This is a genomic window from Pseudomonas sp. NFR16 (assembly GCF_900108875.1).
Taxonomy (GTDB): Bacteria; Pseudomonadota; Gammaproteobacteria; order Pseudomonadales; family Pseudomonadaceae; genus Aquipseudomonas.
The window spans coordinates 1782112-1799290 of sequence record NZ_FNYJ01000001.1 but is presented as its reverse complement, the minus strand read 5'-3'; the positions used below and the strand labels follow the sequence as shown (position 1 = coordinate 1799290).

Annotated in this window: 15 protein-coding genes and 1 other RNA gene; 9 read left to right on the top strand and 7 right to left on the bottom strand. The window is 61.4% G+C overall.

Going from position 1 to position 17179, the window contains the following annotated elements:
- Nucleotides 1–84 precede the first annotated feature (84 nt).
- Entirely contained in the window at nt 85–1890 is a 1806-nt protein-coding gene (locus BMZ10_RS07975; RefSeq protein ID WP_093459484.1) for a putative bifunctional diguanylate cyclase/phosphodiesterase, read from the top strand.
- 6 nt (nt 1891–1896) lie between these two features.
- Here the strand turns inward: BMZ10_RS07975 and BMZ10_RS07970 are convergent, their stop codons facing one another.
- Entirely contained in the window at nt 1897–2385 is a 489-nt protein-coding gene (locus BMZ10_RS07970) for a GNAT family N-acetyltransferase (RefSeq protein ID WP_093459481.1), read from the bottom strand.
- Between the two features lie 230 nt (nt 2386–2615).
- On the opposite strand from BMZ10_RS07970, the gene ffs reads away from it, so the two are divergent.
- An RNA gene (ffs, locus tag BMZ10_RS07965) (signal recognition particle sRNA small type) lies at nt 2616–2712 on the top strand.
- A gap of 96 nt (nt 2713–2808) precedes the next feature.
- On the opposite strand, the gene BMZ10_RS07960 is transcribed toward ffs, so the two are convergent.
- Complete coding sequence (locus BMZ10_RS07960; RefSeq protein ID WP_093459478.1) at nt 2809–3750, bottom strand: LysR family transcriptional regulator; 942 nt, start codon at nt 3748–3750, stop codon at nt 2809–2811.
- A gap of 136 nt (nt 3751–3886) precedes the next feature.
- Here BMZ10_RS07960 and BMZ10_RS07955 point away from each other — a divergent pair, with 136 nt between their 5' ends.
- Nucleotides 3887–5014 carry an alkene reductase gene (locus BMZ10_RS07955; RefSeq protein WP_093459475.1) on the top strand — a complete coding sequence of 376 codons (1128 nt, stop codon included), beginning with the start codon at nt 3887–3889 and terminating at the stop codon, nt 5012–5014.
- Nucleotides 5015–5147: 133 nt separating this feature from the next.
- On the opposite strand, the gene BMZ10_RS07950 is transcribed toward BMZ10_RS07955, so the two are convergent.
- Nucleotides 5148–6701, bottom strand: a complete 1554-nt coding sequence (locus BMZ10_RS07950) for a hypothetical protein (RefSeq protein ID WP_143070271.1) — start codon at nt 6699–6701, stop codon at nt 5148–5150.
- An 80-nt stretch (nt 6702–6781) separates the two neighbouring features.
- Between BMZ10_RS07950 and coaA the strand changes: the two genes are divergently transcribed.
- Both coaA and BMZ10_RS07940 read left to right on the top strand, forming a co-directional pair.
- Nucleotides 6782–7708, top strand: a complete 927-nt coding sequence (gene coaA, locus BMZ10_RS07945) for a type I pantothenate kinase (protein ID WP_093459469.1) — start codon at nt 6782–6784, stop codon at nt 7706–7708.
- A 32-nt stretch (nt 7709–7740) separates the two neighbouring features.
- Nucleotides 7741–8109 (top strand): Rap1a/Tai family immunity protein, encoded by a 369-nt coding sequence (locus tag BMZ10_RS07940; protein ID WP_093459466.1) that lies wholly within the window; start codon nt 7741–7743, stop codon nt 8107–8109.
- Between the two features lie 41 nt (nt 8110–8150).
- On the opposite strand, the gene BMZ10_RS07935 is transcribed toward BMZ10_RS07940, so the two are convergent.
- The 3 genes from BMZ10_RS07935 to BMZ10_RS07925 all read right to left on the bottom strand — a co-directional run bounded on the left by BMZ10_RS07935 (nt 8151) and on the right by BMZ10_RS07925 (nt 11786).
- Nucleotides 8151–8987 (bottom strand): PhzF family phenazine biosynthesis protein, encoded by an 837-nt coding sequence (locus BMZ10_RS07935; RefSeq protein WP_093459463.1) that lies wholly within the window; start codon nt 8985–8987, stop codon nt 8151–8153.
- A 185-nt stretch (nt 8988–9172) separates the two neighbouring features.
- Nucleotides 9173–10894, bottom strand: coding sequence for an acid phosphatase (gene acpA, locus BMZ10_RS07930; RefSeq protein ID WP_093459451.1), 1722 nt, complete (start codon nt 10892–10894; stop codon nt 9173–9175).
- A 121-nt stretch (nt 10895–11015) separates the two neighbouring features.
- Complete coding sequence (locus BMZ10_RS07925) at nt 11016–11786, bottom strand: substrate-binding periplasmic protein (protein ID WP_093459448.1); 771 nt, start codon at nt 11784–11786, stop codon at nt 11016–11018.
- A 178-nt stretch (nt 11787–11964) separates the two neighbouring features.
- Here BMZ10_RS07925 and dnaX point away from each other — a divergent pair, with 178 nt between their 5' ends.
- The 4 genes from dnaX to recR all read left to right on the top strand — a co-directional run bounded on the left by dnaX (nt 11965) and on the right by recR (nt 16502).
- Entirely contained in the window at nt 11965–14091 is a 2127-nt protein-coding gene (gene dnaX, locus BMZ10_RS07920) for a DNA polymerase III subunit gamma/tau (protein WP_093459446.1), read from the top strand.
- Between the two features lie 67 nt (nt 14092–14158).
- Nucleotides 14159–14485 carry a YbaB/EbfC family nucleoid-associated protein gene (locus BMZ10_RS07915; RefSeq protein ID WP_062385680.1) on the top strand — a complete coding sequence of 109 codons (327 nt, stop codon included), beginning with the start codon at nt 14159–14161 and terminating at the stop codon, nt 14483–14485.
- Nucleotides 14486–14801: 316 nt separating this feature from the next.
- Nucleotides 14802–15830 carry an NADP-dependent oxidoreductase gene (locus BMZ10_RS07910; RefSeq protein ID WP_093459444.1) on the top strand — a complete coding sequence of 343 codons (1029 nt, stop codon included), beginning with the start codon at nt 14802–14804 and terminating at the stop codon, nt 15828–15830.
- 69 nt (nt 15831–15899) lie between these two features.
- Nucleotides 15900–16502, top strand: coding sequence for a recombination mediator RecR (gene recR, locus BMZ10_RS07905; RefSeq protein WP_093459439.1), 603 nt, complete (start codon nt 15900–15902; stop codon nt 16500–16502).
- A gap of 122 nt (nt 16503–16624) precedes the next feature.
- On the opposite strand, the gene BMZ10_RS07900 is transcribed toward recR, so the two are convergent.
- Nucleotides 16625–17173, bottom strand: coding sequence for an adenine phosphoribosyltransferase (locus BMZ10_RS07900; protein ID WP_093459437.1), 549 nt, complete (start codon nt 17171–17173; stop codon nt 16625–16627).
- Nucleotides 17174–17179 lie beyond the last annotated feature (6 nt).

The window sequence follows — 17179 nt, the reverse complement described above, 5'->3', positions numbered from 1 at the left end:
CAAACGTCTGAATCTAGTGCTACTTTGCCTAACAATATCGTTTTGATACTACTGGCGCTGAGCAGTTGAACAGGGATTTCAGATATGGCCAATAGTGCTCCGATGCCTCTTAACGAGGCTTCGCGGCTGTCCCGCATCACTCACATGGGGCTTCTCGACTCGACCGCCGACGATGTGCTGGATCATATCGTCGACATGGTCGCGCTGGTGTTCGAGGTGCCCATCGCGCTGGTGTCCATCGTCAGCGAACACCAACAGTGGTTTCGCGCCGGCACCGGCCTCGAAGAGCGCGAAACCCCGCGCGACATTTCCTTCTGCGCTTACTCCATTCTCGGACGTGACGTGTTGCAGATTCCGGATGCAACACAGGATTCGCGTTTTCGCGACAACCCCATGGTCACGGGCGAGCCGCACATCCGTTTCTATGCCGGCGTGCCACTGGTGACGGCCGACGGCCTTGCACTGGGCACGCTGTGCATTATCGATAACCGACCCCGCGCCGCGCTTGGCCCGCGCGAGGTGACGATGCTGGAAATGTACGGTCAGCTGGTCATGAAGCGACTGAACAACCTGCGCAAGGCCAGCTATGTCGATCAGCCCACCGGCCTGTTCAATCGACGGCGACTTGAGGAGGACATCGTTGCGCTGGCCGATCGGCATGAACACGCACTGGTTGCCCTCGATATGGTCGATCCGGCGTTTCTGGACAGCATCGTCAAGGCGCTGGGATACAGCTTCGCGCAGGAGCTGGTGCGCGGCATGATCGACAGCTGTCGCCGGTTGTTGCCCGAAGACACGGCGCTGTACAAGGTCAGTCCGACGCGCATCGCCTTGATCACCCGTCATACCGGGCCGGAACAGGCTGAGCAATTGTTCCGGCATTTGCTCAAGCATTTTCGCGAACCCTTGATCTGCCGCAACATCCCCATCCAGATGGACGTCGGCATCGGTGTATTGCCGCTGGGACTGGATCGCCGGGATGAAAAGGACTGGATTCGACTGGTGGTCAGCGCCGCCGATGAGGCGCGTGGCAAGGCGACCGGATGGCGATGGTACGAGCCGCATCTGGATTTCGCCCAGCAGCGCGCCTTTCTCCTGCTCGCCTCACTGGCGGACGCGGTGCGCAGCCCGGATCAGTTGTCACTGGTGTTTCAGCCGCGTATGGAGGTGTCGAGCGGGAGGGTCGTCACCGTCGAGGCGCTGCTGCGCTGGCAGCATCCCGTGCTGGGGCCGATCAGCCCGGCCGAGTTCATTCCACTGGCCGAAAAGACTGCGCTGATTCGCTCGCTCAGCCTGTGGGTGCTGCGCTACGCTGTCGAACAGGCCGTGCGCTGGCAGGCACAGGGTTATGCGTTCAAGGTCGCGATGAACGTGTCGGCCATCGATCTGGCGAACTCGCTGTTCAGCGATGCATTGTTCGAGCAGCTGGCCATCAGCGGGCTGGACCCCGGTCGCTTCGAACTGGAGTTCACCGAAAGCGCGTTGTGTGAGAATCCGGACCTCACGCGTCTGCAACTCGAGCGTCTGCGGGCGCTGGACATCGACATCGCCATTGATGACTTCGGCACCGGCTACAGCAACTGGAGCTACCTGCGCCAGATACCCGCGACCACCGTCAAACTCGACAAGTCGCTGGTCGAGCACCTCGACGTCAATGAGAAGGACCGTCGTCTGGTCGAGGCCATCGTCGATCTGGCCCGGCGTCTGGGCTACCGAGTGGTGGCCGAAGGCGCAGAAACCGAGGCCGTTTACGAAATCCTCTGTCAGTTGGGTTGCCACGAAGTCCAGGGTTATCTTATCGCCCGGCCGATGACGGTCAGCGGCCTGGAACACTGGATGAACGGCGAACGCACTCATAAAGTCAGGCAGTTGCGGGCGCTGGGAGGCTGACGGCCCTCAGCGCAGTTTCAACAGCATCAGCCTTTCGCGCCCCAGCGCGATGCCCGTCGGCGCAGGGACGTCCTGCCAGCCCGCGTTCAGATAAAGGCGGCGGGCGGCTTCATTGTCGGCTTCCACCGCCAACATCAGTTGCTCCACCTCCGGCCAGCCTTCGCGCACAACAGCCGGCAGCCTGGCCAGGCATTCGCGGCCGAGTCCCAACCCTTGATGCCGATGATCGATCATCAGCGCGTGAAAGGTTGCGGTATTGCCACTGGCCCAAGGCGGCAGCAGCGTCCTGCGCTTGAGCAGGAAAAATCCTCGAGGGATGTCGTCCACCAGCAGCGCGTAACCCTGAATGTCGCATGCCGGCCGTGCCGTCAACGAATGCAGGCCGCCATGGATGTCGCCGACGTAACTCACTTGCTGCCTCGGCAGTTCGATTTCCAGCAACCGGGCGTGCTGCGATGCCGACAACGCCTGGTATTTCATCAACGTGCTGTGCATGGGGCGTCCGGGACGGGCAGGGTTCAGGCAGAATCTGCCACGCTGTGTACGAAGGTGGAAAAAATCAGGCACTGATTGTGCCGCATTTCTGCCCTGCGCCGCGCCGTCTGGCGTCATCGAAACGGGTTGGAGCCGATAAAATTCTCAATCTGAAACAAGAGGTTGTAACTTCGCGCCAGACCGGTACAATGGCGCGGCTCGCCGACTGGCGAGTGTCGTTATGGTGACCCCATCGGTCCCCCCGCAACGATTACCCGTTAACCTGGTCAGGCCCGGAAGGGAGCAGCCACAGCGGGAACATTGTGTGCCGGGGTGTGGCTGGTGGGGTTGCCTCCTAACGAATCCCTCCTGCTTCAGTCATCCTCCATCTTTACGTCACGCACGGCCATGCGGCTCCTCGCGATGATTCGTCGTGTCCGACATTCAAGTGTCCTTTTCGGCCTCGACATGGGTCCTTCCGGCAGGCGTCAGGCAGGCCCCTAACACGCTGAGCAGCGCTTTGACTTTCGGCAGACTTTGCCGGCTTTTCAGCCAGATGAGGTTGATCGGCAGGCTGCGCACCGCGAGTTCCGGAAGCACTTCGACCAGCGCGCCGCTCTGCAGGTGCTTGTCCACCAGCCACGTCGGCAACTGGGTGATGCCCAGGCCGGCCAAGGCGGCCATGAGTTGACCCTCGCCGTCGCCGATGGCAATGCGGCCGTGCATGACGTGGCGGTCGACGTTCCCTTGCTCGCCCGCCATCGACCAGGCCGTGACGCTGCCATTCTCATGGCCGTAAAGCACGCAGGCGTGATCCGCCAGTTCGTGGGCCTGGCGGGGCGTGCCGTGCGCCGCGAGGTAGCCGGGCGATGCGCAAAACACCAGCCGCTGCGCGCCGAGAAACTTGTGCCCCAGCAATGCAGGCCAGGCGTCCGGCGCACCGATTCGGACGACGATGTCGATGCCCTGATCCACCAGATCGATGAAGCGGTCGGAGAAGGTGATGTGCGGCAACAGCAGCGGATGCTCGTGCAGGAAGTCGAGCATCAGCGGCAATACGTGCAGGCGCCCGAACGAGGCGGGCAGGTCCAGACGGACCTTGCCGTGGGGCTCGGCATTTTCGGTCTTCAACACCTGTTCGGCCTCTTCCAGACAACCCAGCACTTCGGAGCAGGTCCTGTAGTACTGCGCCCCGGCGTCGGTCAGCGACAACCGTCGCGTGGTGCGGTTGAAAAGGCGCGTGTCGAGCCGCTGCTCGAGTCGAGCGATGCTTTTGCTGATCGCCGAGTTGGTCAGTCCCAGGCGCTTGGCGGCGGCAGAGAAGCTGCCCAGCATCGCGACGCTGACAAAGACGTCGATGCCCTTGAGGCTGTCGGAAGCGTTCATCGTGACCTCATTGGTGACCAGGATTCATATCACTTCGTAGTGAATGGCTTAAATGTTACCAAAATTCTCCAATAACCTATGGGCATTGTCTGGGCGACTCGATGAGTCGCTCGCCACCCACCTTGGAGATCACTCGATGATTGACCTGTTTGCCCCTTATTCGCTGAACGGCCTGACCCTCAACAACCGCTTCGTCATGGCGCCGATGACTCGCTCACGCGCGCCCGAAGACGTCGCGACCGAGCAGATCGCGTTGCACTATACCCAGCGTGGCACCGCAGGCCTGATCGTGTCGGAAGGCACGCCGATTTCCCGCGAAGGGCAAGGCTATCTGTTCAACCCGGGCATTTTCACCCCCGAGCAGATCAAGGGCTGGAAGCTGACCACCGACTCGGTGCACAGCGTGGGCGGCAAGATGTTCGCTCAACTGTGGCACGTGGGCCGTGTCTCTCACACCTCGATTCAGGAAGGCGGCAAAGCGCCGGTCAGTTCGACGAACAAACCCGCTCAGGGCGCCATTGCGTTCGGTTATGCGGACGATGGCGAGCCCGGTTTCGTACCGACCTCCGTGCCACGCGCCCTGGCGACCGATGAGGTTGGTCGGGTCGTCGAGGACTTCGCGCAAGCCGCGGAAAACGCCATTGCCGCCGGGTTCGACGGCGTTGAAATCCATGGCGCCAACGGCTACCTGATCGAGCAGTTCCTCAATCCGCGGGTGAACGATCGCAGCGACCGTTATTCGGCCGAGAACCTGCAGGATCGCCTGCGTTTCGTGTTCGAAGTGGTGGATGCAGTCTGCGCCAGAATCGGCGCCGACCGTGTCGGCATCCGCATCTCGCCTTACGGCCAGCTGTTCGATATGCCGCTCTATCCGCAGATCGATGAAACCTATGCAGCGCTTTGCGCGGGCATGGGCGAGCGCGGCATTGCCTATGTCCACGTGATGGACCAGACGCACTTCTTCCTCGCCAGCGAAGGCGCGCAGGCGCAGGAACAGGCGCTGCGTGACTTGCTCACGCAATGCAAGGCGCAGTTGGCTGGCACGGCGCTGATTCTGGCCGGAGACATGACCCTTGAGCGCGCTCAGGATCTGGTCGACGCCGGGCTGATTGATCTGGCAGGTTTCGGCCAGCCCTTCATCGGCAACCCCGATCTGGTTGCCCGCCTGAAAAACGGCTGGCCGCTGGCAACCCCGAACCGCGACACCTACTACGGTGGCGGCGCCGAGGGTTACGTGGATTACCCGCCTTACGAATCGGCTTGATCGCTGCGGTCTTGTCAGTGTCAAAGCACTCGATGACGAAAGGTTTGCTCGCGAAGAAATCTTCATTGGCGGCTGACGTCGCTGGTTTCAAGCGTGGCGCCGATGCATCACATCGGCGCCAGCAGCTCAGTTTTCAGGCGGGCGCGCCGGATTCACTGCCCAGCATCATCATGATCGCGTAGCCCGTGTCATGACCCTCGCGGACCAGCTCAGCGAACTGCTGAAGCATCTGGGCCCCGGTGTCGTTGATCATTGCGTCACATAGCAGTTTGCGCACCTGTTCCGGTTGCGCAAGCTCAGCGCCTGCGAATGACTCCCCGGCCGATAATTGCAGAAGGCGTGCGTGCACTTTCGCGCCGGGTGTGTCCTCATCTACACCGAACAACTCGTTGAACATCATGGCCAGCGTTCCTGCTGGTTGCTGGTCGGGGCGCTCCCACATGCGCAGCTCGGTGCCTTCCTTTTCGACTTTCTCCAGCGTTCTGCGGATTTTTCCCGGAATGGTCGCCGTGGCGCGGGTCGCCGAGTAGTAAACCAGACGGGCGAGGCTGGCAGCGTCCTTGACGTTTTTCCAGATCACGAACCAGATCTGCGAGATGCTGTGTGTCTTCAACGCGTTGCGCAGGGTGCTCTTGATCTCCTCAAGTTGAGCCTCGTCAAGGTCATGGTCAAACGCCTGGCATTTGTCGTGGAGATAACGCATCGCGTCGGCGCAGGCGACGTCCAGCCAGAGGTCGAACAACCCGTTGGCGTCCTGATATTTGCGATCGGCCAACACTTGCATCGCTTCCTCGCCACGTCCCAGTTGCTCGTCGGCGGCCAGGGAGTAGGCGATGTATCGAGAATGTGCGGCAAGCCTTCCGTTATGTAAGCAATAAGTCTCGGGCATCGCATTAGGCGGATCTTCCAGGAGAATGCCTGCGTCAATCAGCCTGAGGACGAGTTGATCGGTATAAGCGGGAGCCAGTGCGGTGCAGTCACCAAGCATGAAAGCGTCGCGGGTCAAACGTGGTGAGAGCGCCAGGTCCAGCGCCCGCAGCAGCAATACCTCGCTGTCGCTCATCGCAAGGTAGTCGATAGGCCCCGATGGCAGCGTCTCGATATAGGCGCTCAGTTGCCGTTCCAGTTCCACGGCCGCCGCCTCCTTTTCAAGGCGTTCCTGCTCAGCGTGTATCGTCTCGCAGTCCGGGCAGGGCCGTGGAGACGTCTGCAGGTATTTCTTGGCGCTGGACCGGCTTTTCACCTCCATGCAGCCGTTACAGTGGCGACACACGAGGTTTTCATCGAAGGCTTTGCATAGCTGGCGCACGTAGGCCGCGAGGGTTCCGCTTTGTGTGATGTGGCGAAAGGGCACGAGGTTGTTTACTTTCTCCAGAAAATCCCCATCGTCATTCATGGCCCAGTAGCGCTTCGCCAGTTCCATTTCTTCCGCATTGCTGGTCAGCCAGTCGAGCTTTATTGTCATCGCTGAATCAAATCCACAATTCATGATTTTCATAGGACGCAGACGTGCCAGCGTCATGCTGAGCGCGCTCCGCCTTGCAGTGGAAACAACAAGTAACCACATGCCAACATGATCATGGGTTCTGGACGGTCGGGCTGTAAGGTGGACGACTTTGGAAAGGTAGGTGGTTTCCGAAAAACTGTAACGGTGGGTATCTGCGATCTGTAACCCTTGCCAGATCAAAGAAATCTGCCCCGTTTTTGGGTCAATACGATAGTCTTCGCACCATTGTCGAAACGGACACCTGGATTGGAAGGCTATAGATGGCGCCTGATGACTATCTCGTAATGAGCAGCGCAGAGTGGGCGGGGCTGCGCGCCAGCACGCCACTGACTTTGTTCGAAGAAGATCTGGCTGCATTGCGAGGCGTGAACGAAGATATTTCCCTTGAAGATGTCGCCAATATTTACCTCCCGCTGTCGCGACTGATCAACCTGCATGTCAGCGCCGCGCGAAACCTGGCAAGCATCAAGGACACCTTTCTGGGCCGTCCTGCGAAAAAACAGACCTATGTCGTCGCCGTCGCCGGCAGCGTTGCCGTGGGCAAGAGCACGTTCGCGCGTGTGCTGCAGGCGTTGATGGCGCGCTGGCCCGATCACCCTCGGGTCGATCTGGTCACTACCGACGGTTTTCTGCACCCCAACGCCAAGCTCGACGCCGAAGGCATCATGCACCGCAAGGGTTTTCCGGAAAGCTACGATCGCAAGCGCATGGTCAAGTTTCTCTCGGACCTCAAGGCCGGCGCTGCCGAGATCAGCGCGCCGGTCTACTCGCATATCAGCTACGACATCGTGCCGGACAAATTCCTGAAGGTCAGTCAGCCTGACATCCTCATATTCGAAGGGCTGAACGTCCTCCAGACCGAGGGCAATGACGGGCAGAAACCCGGGAGCATCGTCTCGGACTTCTTCGATTTCTCCATTTACCTGGATGCCGACGAAGGTGACATCGAACGCTGGTACGTCGAGCGTTTCCTGATGCTGCAACGCACTGCATTCCGCGCTCGCGGGGCCTATTTCCGCGAGCTCGCCGACCTGCCGCCGGAGAAATCCCCCGACGCCGCGCGCAAGATCTGGCGTGACATCAACCGTCCCAATCTGCTGGAAAACATCTTGCCGACCCGTGAGCGCGCAAGCCTTGTAGTACGTAAGGCGGCGGATCATTCGGTGAAGGAATTGTGGCTGCGCTAGCGGCAATCGACGATGAAACCGGAAGGGCCCCGATGACCCGAGCGATCACGTGGATGTTCACGGCGCTACTGCTGAGTGTGAGTACGTACGCCATGGCGGACGGCAATAAGTTGCTGCTCGAATGTCAGGACGGTATCAACAGCATGAGCGGCGGCGCCGCGAAAAATCCGGTCGGCATCGGTCATTGCGTGGGCGTGCTGCAGGCGACGATGGACACCCTGGACCTGTTTCATGAGGCCGGTAATACACCCCGGCTGGTGTGCGTGCCCGAGGGCGGAATTCCCATGGTCCAGTCGATGCGGATCGTCGTCCAGTCGCTCGAAGAACACCCGCAGAGCCTGCATCTGAACGAATCAGTGCTGGTGGTCGCCGCGCTGAAAAACGCCTTTCCCTGTCGGTGATCCGGTTTGCGGCGGATTCGACTCGCCGCAAACGACCTGCCTTAGAGCGTCACCTGACCGGCGATGCACTTTTGCACCTCGCCGCTCACCCAGATCTGCTCACCGATCTGCTCCACGTGGACTTGACCGCGGTGGCCCATCGCCGTGCCTTGGCGGGCGGTGTACTGGCGTGGCGCGAGACCGGCCGGAATCAGCCATTGGGCGATGCTGGCGTTGAGGCTGCCGGTCACCGGATCTTCGGCGCCCAGATCGCCCGTGAAAGCGCGGACTTCGAAATCGGCCTCGGCGTCCGGCCCGGTCCACGGCGCGACGAGGCCAACGTTCAGACCGCGCAGTGCGGCGTAGTCGGGACGTACGCCGAGCACGTCATTGCGGCTGGCGAGCATGACCGCGACCCAGCCCGGGCCGTTGTCTGCCCACTGGCTCCCGGTGACTTGCTCACGGCGTAATCCAAGGCCCGCGATGATGCGCTGCAACACGTCGTCTTCAACCGGACCACTGCGCAACAACGGCGGCGCGCACAGGGCCAGGCGCGAACCGTCGCGGCGGATGCGCACCAGCCCCGCGCCGCATTCCTGAACGATTTCCTCGGCCTGGGCGACGCCCCCGTTGTCCAGCCAGACGAAGCAACTGCCCAATGTGGGGTGCCCGGCAAATGGCAGTTCGCGTGTGGTCGTGAAAATGCGCACGCGGTAGTCCGCCTCCGGATGCGTCGGACGCAGCAGGAAGGTGGTTTCGCTGAGGTTGGTCCAGCGTGCGAAAGCGGCCATTTGCGCGTCAGTCAGATCATCGGCGGAACTGACGACGGCCAGCGGGTTGCCCTGTGTCGGTGCGCTGGAGAACACATCGACCTGCTGGAATTTGAATGAGTGTGGCATGGACGCTCCGATGTCGGTTAGGGGAGCTGGCCACTCTAGGCAGGCATGAAAACGCTGTACATAGACAGATCCGGCCGGATTCTGCGAGCAACTGAATGGTGGTCACCGGGACAAACGGCTGCGCAAACGGCCAGCATCGGCGGTGTCCGCAATCCGGCGCTCAGGCCAGATCGCGGATCGACCGGTCAGTTCGGGAAGTGCAGGGCGTTGGTCAGGTCGCCCATCGGCGCCTGGCCGCGTACGGTCATTGCGTTGTCGCGTTCTACGATGCCGTCGAGTTTTTCCAGGCCGTGAACGCGGGTGATCAGGCGCAGGATCGAGGCGGTGTCGTAAATCGTGTGATCGACCGAGCCCTTGCGCGCGAACGGCGAAATGACGATGGCCGGAATTCGCGTGCCCGGGCCCCAGCGGTCGCCTTTGGGCGGCGCGACATGGTCCCACCAGCCGCCGTTCTCGTCGACGGTGACGACAATCACCATGTTGCTCCATTGAGGGCTGTTGCGCAGGGTCTTCACGGCGCGATCGATATGCCGGTCACCCGCCGCCACGTCGGCGTAACCGGCGTGCATATTCAAGTTGCCTTGCGGCTTGTAAAACGTCACCGCAGGCAGTTTCCCGGCTTCGGCGTCGGCCAGGAACCGGTTGGTGGCCGACTCATCGCCCAGGCCGCCGTCGCGCAGACGTTTTTTACGCTCGGCGGCGTTTTCCGGACCCTGTTGCTTAAAGTAGTTGAACGGCTGGTGGTGATACTGAAAGTTCGGGATCTTCGGGATGCCGGTCGAGTCCTTGTATTCGTCCAGCGTCACCTGCCAGGCGCCGGCGTACCAGGCCCAGTCAATGTTCTTCTTCGACAGCTTGTCGCCGATGTGGTCATGGCTCTGCGGAACCAGGACGTTGGCCAGGTTAGGCTGGGAATAATCGGGCTTTTCCTTGTCCCGCAGCCAGGTCGGCCAGTAGGGCGGGGCCATCGTGTTGACCGCGTAGCCATCGGGCGTCAGGGCGCTGGGGCCGAACTGAGGAGGGCCGGACATGGCGCTGGCGGGGGATTTTTCCAGCGGTTTGAGGCGATAGTCCAGCGGGTCGCTGCTTTCCAGAACGGCGATCTGCGACTTGGCGACCGAACTCGCAGCGTCCGGATAAAACGGCACTTTTGCGCTGATCAGGTATTGGTGATTGAGGAACGAGCCGCCGAAGGCGCCCTGGAAGAAGTTGTCGCAGAGCACGAACTCTTTGGCCACATCCCACAGGCGCAAGGAGTATTGGCTCTGGCTGTAATAACCCATGGGCAGGCCGCCGGAGTCGGCCCAGGCGACGAAGCCGTCGTTCTTGCCGCCATTGATCTGCATCTGGTTCTGATAAAACACATGCCACAGATCGCGCGTGACCAGGCCAAACGGCAAGTCCTCCGCGCTCGGGCCTTTGAGTGCGTAAGGCGCGTTCGGCAGGTTTTCCTGATACTGCACGCCGGCCGGGTAGGTCACGCCATCGATGCTCTGCGGACCGATCTGACAGACACCGCCCCAGACCGGCGGCAGGGTCTCCAGCAGTTTGCCGTCGCGATCACGCTGCCGACAGTCATCGGCTTTCACCGCCGACAATGGCTTCTCGACGCCGGGGAAATTGGCGAACAGGTTATTGAAACTGCGGTTCTCGCCGTAGATGACCACGATGGTCTTGACGTTATCGGCCAGCGCCTTGTCCAGTTCAGTACCGCTTAACGTGGTTTCAAGGGCGGCGGACTTGCCGTCGCTGCCGGTGTCGCTCGCGGCGACAACGCTGCTTAACGTCGCCCCGGCGCCCAACACGGCCACACCACCCAGAAAGCGACGACGGCTGGTGTCGGTGGGGGAGTTGGTGAACGTCGTGCTGGCGGACGGCGTGGCGGGGTCTTCGGGTATGTCGCTCATCACGGCTCCTGCTCGCTGGATTCAAGGTGTAACTAATTATGTCGAGGGAGCCTAATCCCGCAATGTGACGTTATTGCTACAGCTTTAAGCGTCCGGTCTTGACGCGTCGCGCTGCGCTCGATCAGGGCGTTGAAGGACGGTCTGCCGGTAATCCCGACACCGTGTTGTAGCGGCTCATGATCCGGTCGATCTCCCCGGACATGCGCATGCGCAGCAGGATTCGCATCAATTGCTGCGCGGGAATCTGCGTGTCGTTGTGCACGATACAGCCCACCGGTTGCTCGTCGATGACAGCCACGCGGCGCAGTTGCTGATTTTCGGGAAGGTTGCGGTTGAACCAGTCCAGCGACCATTGGTTGCCGACGGCGTAGCGGTAGCGATGCAGCTGCAGTTTCTGCAGGACCTGAACCTCACTGCGGGCATCGTCGCGTCTCAGACGCTGGCTGTCGAAACTGTACTGCAGCGTGGGGTACACGTAACCCAGCACCGTGCCGATAGCCTCGTTGTCGAGCTGCCCGGGTTCGACCGGCGCGGCGTTGTCGGGCGTGCTGATCAGCAGGTCGCGCTGGATCAACAGCGGCAGGCTCCAGGTGTAATCGCCCGAGAGGTTCGGCATCCACGACTGCGCGGCGTAACAGCGCACATCGATGGCGCCGCGCTCCAGCGTGCGCTGCACGCGCTGGATGGGCACCACGCGATATTCGGCCGCGCGGTCGGCCTGGGCCGCCATGCTCTGCATAATGTCAAACAGGATGCCGCCGGTGGCCTGATGATCATCGATCTGCACCAGCGGCATGGCCCACGCGTCGGCAATGGAAAACCTCAGCGGCGCGTGCTCGGCATGTCCCGTCCCACTTATCACCAACAAAGCGCTCAGTGCCAGCAGACGCATATGGTGCCTCTATATGAGCATAATGGCGCTATCAGTGGGCATTCATTCGGCGTTTCCGCTGTCGTGGCAGTCTAGTCGCAGATTGTTTATATGCGCGCACTCATATTGCCCGGATGCATTTTTGCCCCCGCTCCGCTAGCATTAGCGGTCTTCCGCATCCCAGTCGCGACGGTTTTCAATGAGTTATCAGGTTCTTGCACGTAAATGGCGTCCGCGCTCGTTCCGCGAAATGGTCGGCCAGACCCATGTGCTCAAGGCCCTGATCAACGCGCTGGACAGCCAGCGTCTGCACCACGCCTATCTGTTCACCGGCACCCGTGGCGTCGGCAAGACCACCATCGCGCGGATCATCGCCAAATGCCTGAACTGCGAAACCGGTATCACGTCTTCGCCCTGCGGCGAATGCTCGGTCTGTCGTGAAATCGACGAAGGCCGTTTCGTCGACCTCATCGAGATCGACGCGGCGAGTCGCACCAAGGTCGAAGACACCCGTGAGCTGCTCGATAACGTCCAGTACGCGCCGAGCCGCGGGCGCTTCAAGGTCTACCTGATCGACGAAGTGCACATGCTTTCCAGCCACTCGTTCAACGCGTTGCTGAAGACGCTGGAAGAGCCGCCGCCCTACGTCAAATTCATCCTCGCCACCACCGATCCGCAGAAGCTCCCGGCAACGATTCTGTCGCGCTGCTTGCAGTTCTCCCTGAAAAACATGACGCCGGAGCGTGTGGTCGAGCACCTGACCCACGTGCTGGGCGCTGAAAACATTCCGTTTGAAGACGATGCGCTGTGGCTGCTGGGGCGCGCGGCCGACGGCTCGATGCGCGATGCCATGAGCCTGACCGACCAGGCCATCGCGTTCGGGGAAGGCAAGGTGCTGGCGGCGGATGTCCGGGCGATGCTCGGCACGCTGGATCATGGCCAGGTTTACGACGTGCTGACCGCGTTGATCGAGGGTGACGCTCGCTCGCTGCTCGAAGCCGTTCGCCATCTGGCCGAGCAAGGGCCGGACTGGAGCGGTGTGCTGTCGGAAATCCTCAATGTGCTGCACCGCGTCGCCATCGCGCAGGCGCTGCCCGAAGGTGTCGACAATGGCCATGGCGACCGCGATCGCGTGCTGGCGCTGGCTCAGGCCTTACCGGCCGAAGACGTTCAGTTCTTCTATCAGATGGGCCTGATCGGGCGGCGCGATCTGCCGCTGGCTCCCGATCCGCGAGGCGGGTTCGAGATGGTCCTGCTGCGCATGCTCGCCTTCCGCCCCGCGGACAGTGAATCGGCACCGAGGCAATCGTTAAAGTCAGTGGGGATCAGCCCGGCCACGGTTGATTCCCGGACAGCGGTGGCAAGTACGGCGGCCATCGCGCCGACGCCAGACCGCAGCCCGGCAGTCAGTGCGCCGGCGCCTGCTGTCGAAACGCCCGTTGTGCCGGTCGCCCCGGTGCCTGAGCCGGCCACTGCGACGCAAGAGATCGATCTGCCCTGGAACGAGCCGAAGGCGGCGCCGTTGGCCGCTGTGATCGAGCCCGAGCCGGTTGCCGAGCCGATGGCCGAAGAGATTCCCGAGCCTGTCCTGGACACTGTGGCCGAGCAGCCTGATCTTACCCCGATGCCAACGCCTGCACCTGCGAGCCCGGTGCCGGACGCGCCGGAAGTCGAGTCGCAGGAACAGCTGCAGGCCGCCGCCGATGTGGTGACCCCCGCAATGCTCGAGCATGTGCCGGATGCGGTTGCCTATGTGCCGGCGCCGATGGAGCGCGACGACGAGCCGCCACCGGATGACGATTACTACGAGCCGGATGTTGACATCGATCCTGCCTCGTTTGCGTACCTTGACGACCTCGCCCACGACACCGCCGAAGCGGTGGAAAAGGAGCCGGAGTTGCTGCCCGCCGCCAGGCCAGCCACCGGTCTTGCCGCAGAATGGCTGGACATATTCCCGAAACTGCCGGTGTCCGGCATGACCGGCAGCATCGCCGCCAACTGCACGCTGATTTCGGTCGAGGGCGACAATTGGCTGCTGCACCTGGATCCGGCGCACAGTGCGCTGTTCAACTCGACGCAACAGCGCCGTTTGAACGATGCGCTGAACCAATACCATGAACGCACTATCCATCTGAGTATCGAGCTGATCAAGCCAGAGCAGGAGACGCCAGCGCAGGCCGCGGCACGTCGCAGGGCCGATCGTCAGCGTCAGGCCGAAGCCGCGATTCATGGCGATCCGTTCATCAAGCAGATGCTGGAGCAGTTTGGCGCGTTCATTCGCGAAGACACGATTGTGCCGGTGGACGCCCCGGCGCAGGCCCATTAATCACCACGAGGCGCTAAGCTCACTTGGCGCCGCGTTACGACCCCAACGACTTTCGAGGAGAACTCCCATGATGAAAGGTGGCATGGCTGGCCTGATGAAGCAGGCCCAGCAGATGCAGGAAAAAATGGCCAAGATGCAGGAAGAACTGGCCAATGCCGAAGTGACCGGCCAGTCCGGCGCAGGCCTTGTGAGCGTGGTGATGACCGGTCGCCATGACGTCAAGCGCGTCAGTCTGGACGACAGCCTGATGCAGGAAGACAAGGAAATCCTGGAAGACCTCATCGCCGCCGCCGTCAACGACGCCGTGCGCAAGATCGAGGCCGCCAGCCAGGAGAAGACCGCCAGCATGACCGCCGGCATGCAGCTGCCGCCAGGCATGAAACTGCCGTTCTGATCCAGGGTTGGTTGTGTTGCACCCAGAATGCCGGGCCGAGTGCCTGGCATTTTTTATGGGCCCGTGAACAGTATTCCACCTCACCGTGATGCCGGAGCCGAGCTCGTGACCTGTAGGCGTGAGCTTGCTCGCGAGGACGGATTCGCGATCGCTGCATGTTCAGTGGACGCACCGGTTGCCGCTGAGCAAATTGAGATCCGATGTCAGGGCGAAAAATGATGTCCTTCATATGACCTGTTGCATTCAACCGAACCCCGTCCGGGCAGAACGGTCTGCTTCTATAGTCCTTCATTGATCCATCAAGGAGCCGCTCCCGATGTCGCAAGATCTGATTCTCAACCAGCGTATCGTCCTGGCCTCCCGTCCGCAGGGCGCCCCGACGCCGGAGAACTTTCGTCTGGAACGTGAAGCTTTGCCTGACCTGCAGGAAGGGCAGGTTCAGCTTCGCACGCTGTACCTTTCCCTCGATCCCTACATGCGCGGTCGCATGAGCGACGCGCCGTCCTACGCGCCTCCGGTGGAAATCGACGCGGTGATGGAAGGCGGTGCGGTCAGTGTCGTCGAGCAGTCGCGCAATCCCGCGTTCAAGGAAGGCGACCTGGTGGTGGGGCAGACCGGCTGGCAGACGCACAGCGTTTCGGACGGCAGAAACCTCATGCCCGTGCCGAAGGATATTCCGAGTCCGTCCATGGCTGTCGGCGTACTGGGCATGCCCGGCATCACCGGCTACATGGGCCTGATGCACATCGGTCAGCCCAAAGCGGGTGAGACGCTGGTGGTTGCCGCAGCGTCCGGCGCCGTCGGCTCGGTCGTCGGCCAGGTCGCCAAGCTGCACGGTCTGCGCGTGGTGGGCATTGCGGGCGGCATCGACAAATGCCGCTACGTGATGGACGAACTGGGTTTCGACGCCTGCATCGATCACCACAGCGAGCATTTTGCCGAGCAGCTGAGCGAAGCCTGCCCGAGCGGGATCGACATCTATTTCGAACTCGTCGGCGGCAAGGTATTTGAGGCCGTGCTGCCGCTGCTCAACCAGCATGCGCGGGTTCCGCTGTGCGGCCTGATTGCGCAATACAACGCTCAGCGGCTGCCCGATGGCCCGAACTACCTGCCGCTGCTGATGCGCACGCTGCTGACCAAGCGCGCGAAAATTCAGGGCTTTATCGTTTACGAAGAGTATTACCACCGCCTGGATGAATTCATGCAGGAGATGGTGCCACTGGTGAAGGACGGCAAAGTCAAATTCCGCGAGGACGTGGTGGAAGGCCTGGAGCATGCGCCGGACGCCTTCATCGGCATGCTCGAAGGGAAGAACTTTGGCAAGCTGGTGGTGAAGGTGTCGTAAGCGTTATTTGACGCTAATCGGGGGCGCGGGTATAAACCGCGTCTCGTGTTTTTGTCGGACGTTTCTTCAATGAGCTTCAGCCCTCTGATTCGCCAGTTGATCGACTCCCTGCGCATTTTGCCGGGCGTGGGTCAGAAAACCGCTCAACGCATGGCGTTGCAGTTGCTCGAGCGTGATCGCAGTGGCGGCTCGCGACTGGCTCAAGCGCTGAGTCAGGCCATGGAAGGCGTTGGACACTGCAAGCAATGCCGCACGCTCACCGAAGATGAGCTGTGTCCGCAATGCGCCGACAATCGCCGTGACGACACATTGTTGTGCGTCGTGGAGGGGCCGATGGATGTCTACGCCGTCGAGCAGACCGGTTATCGCGGACGTTACTTCGTGCTCAAAGGCCATCTGTCGCCGCTGGACGGGCTGGGTCCTGAAGCGATCGGCATTCCTCAATTGATGGCGCGCATCGGGGAGCAGGGCACGTTCACCGAAGTGATCCTGGCGACCAACCCCACCGTGGAGGGCGAGGCGACGGCGCATTACATCGCCCAGTTGCTCAACAACAAAGGTCTGGTGACCTCCCGGATTGCCCACGGCGTGCCGCTGGGTGGCGAGCTTGAGCTGGTGGATGGCGGCACGCTGGCGCACTCGTTCGCGGGTCGCAAGCCGATACAGCTCTGAAATCAAACCATTCACTGCAGGAGCGTGCTTGCCCGCGATCAGGGTGGGTCAGATACACCGTCTTGGCCGACACACCGCAATCGCGGGCAAACGCGCGCTCACAGTGGAAAATCACTGCGCCGTTATTTATCGGTCAACGCGAACTGCGTCAGGCAAAACGTCGGGATCTCCATGTCTTCCAGGCGCCGCGAACCGCCCAGTTCCGGCAAGTCGATGATCGCCGCTGCTTCGTAAACCTTCGCGCCCATGCGGCGGATCAGGTTGGCCGCGGCGATCAGCGTGCCACCGGTCGCGATCAGGTCATCGAACATCACTACCGAATCGCCGTCGCACAGGCTGTCGGCGTGAACTTCCAGGAACGCTTCGCCGTATTCGGTCTGGTAGCCCTCGGCCAGGACGTCGGCCGGCAATTTGCCTTGCTTGCGGAACAGTACCAGTGGTTTGTTGAGTTCGTAGGCGATGATCGAGCCGATCAGAAAACCCCTCGCATCCATTGCGCCGACGTGGGTGAATTCCGCGTCGATGTAACGCTGGATGAAGCTGTCGATCACTACGCGCAGCGCCTTGGGCGACTGAAACAGCGGGGTGATGTCGCGGAAGATCACGCCGGGCTTGGGGAAATCCACCACCGGGCGGATCAGGGATTTGAAGCTGAATTCGTCGAAAATCATCGAAGG

Bases quoted from the DNA above. Each gene is read 5' to 3' on its own strand.
- BMZ10_RS07915 (WP_062385680.1), top strand. From the start codon at position 14,159: ATGATGAAAGGTGGCATGGCTGGCCTGATGAAGCAGGCCCAGCAGATG.
- acpA (WP_093459451.1), bottom strand. From the start codon at position 10,894: ATGAGCGACATACCCGAAGACCCCGCCACGCCGTCCGCCAGCACGACG.
- coaA (WP_093459469.1), top strand. From the start codon at position 6,782: ATGGCGCCTGATGACTATCTCGTAATGAGCAGCGCAGAGTGGGCGGGG.
- BMZ10_RS07975 (WP_093459484.1), top strand. From the start codon at position 85: ATGGCCAATAGTGCTCCGATGCCTCTTAACGAGGCTTCGCGGCTGTCC.
- BMZ10_RS07910 (WP_093459444.1), top strand. From the start codon at position 14,802: ATGTCGCAAGATCTGATTCTCAACCAGCGTATCGTCCTGGCCTCCCGT.
- BMZ10_RS07960 (WP_093459478.1), bottom strand. From the start codon at position 3,750: ATGAACGCTTCCGACAGCCTCAAGGGCATCGACGTCTTTGTCAGCGTC.
- BMZ10_RS07935 (WP_093459463.1), bottom strand. From the start codon at position 8,987: ATGCCACACTCATTCAAATTCCAGCAGGTCGATGTGTTCTCCAGCGCA.
- BMZ10_RS07970 (WP_093459481.1), bottom strand. From the start codon at position 2,385: ATGCACAGCACGTTGATGAAATACCAGGCGTTGTCGGCATCGCAGCAC.
- recR (WP_093459439.1), top strand. From the start codon at position 15,900: ATGAGCTTCAGCCCTCTGATTCGCCAGTTGATCGACTCCCTGCGCATT.
- BMZ10_RS07900 (WP_093459437.1), bottom strand. From the start codon at position 17,173: ATGATTTTCGACGAATTCAGCTTCAAATCCCTGATCCGCCCGGTGGTG.
- BMZ10_RS07925 (WP_093459448.1), bottom strand. From the start codon at position 11,786: ATGCGTCTGCTGGCACTGAGCGCTTTGTTGGTGATAAGTGGGACGGGA.
- BMZ10_RS07955 (WP_093459475.1), top strand. From the start codon at position 3,887: ATGATTGACCTGTTTGCCCCTTATTCGCTGAACGGCCTGACCCTCAAC.
- dnaX (WP_093459446.1), top strand. From the start codon at position 11,965: ATGAGTTATCAGGTTCTTGCACGTAAATGGCGTCCGCGCTCGTTCCGC.
- BMZ10_RS07940 (WP_093459466.1), top strand. From the start codon at position 7,741: ATGACCCGAGCGATCACGTGGATGTTCACGGCGCTACTGCTGAGTGTG.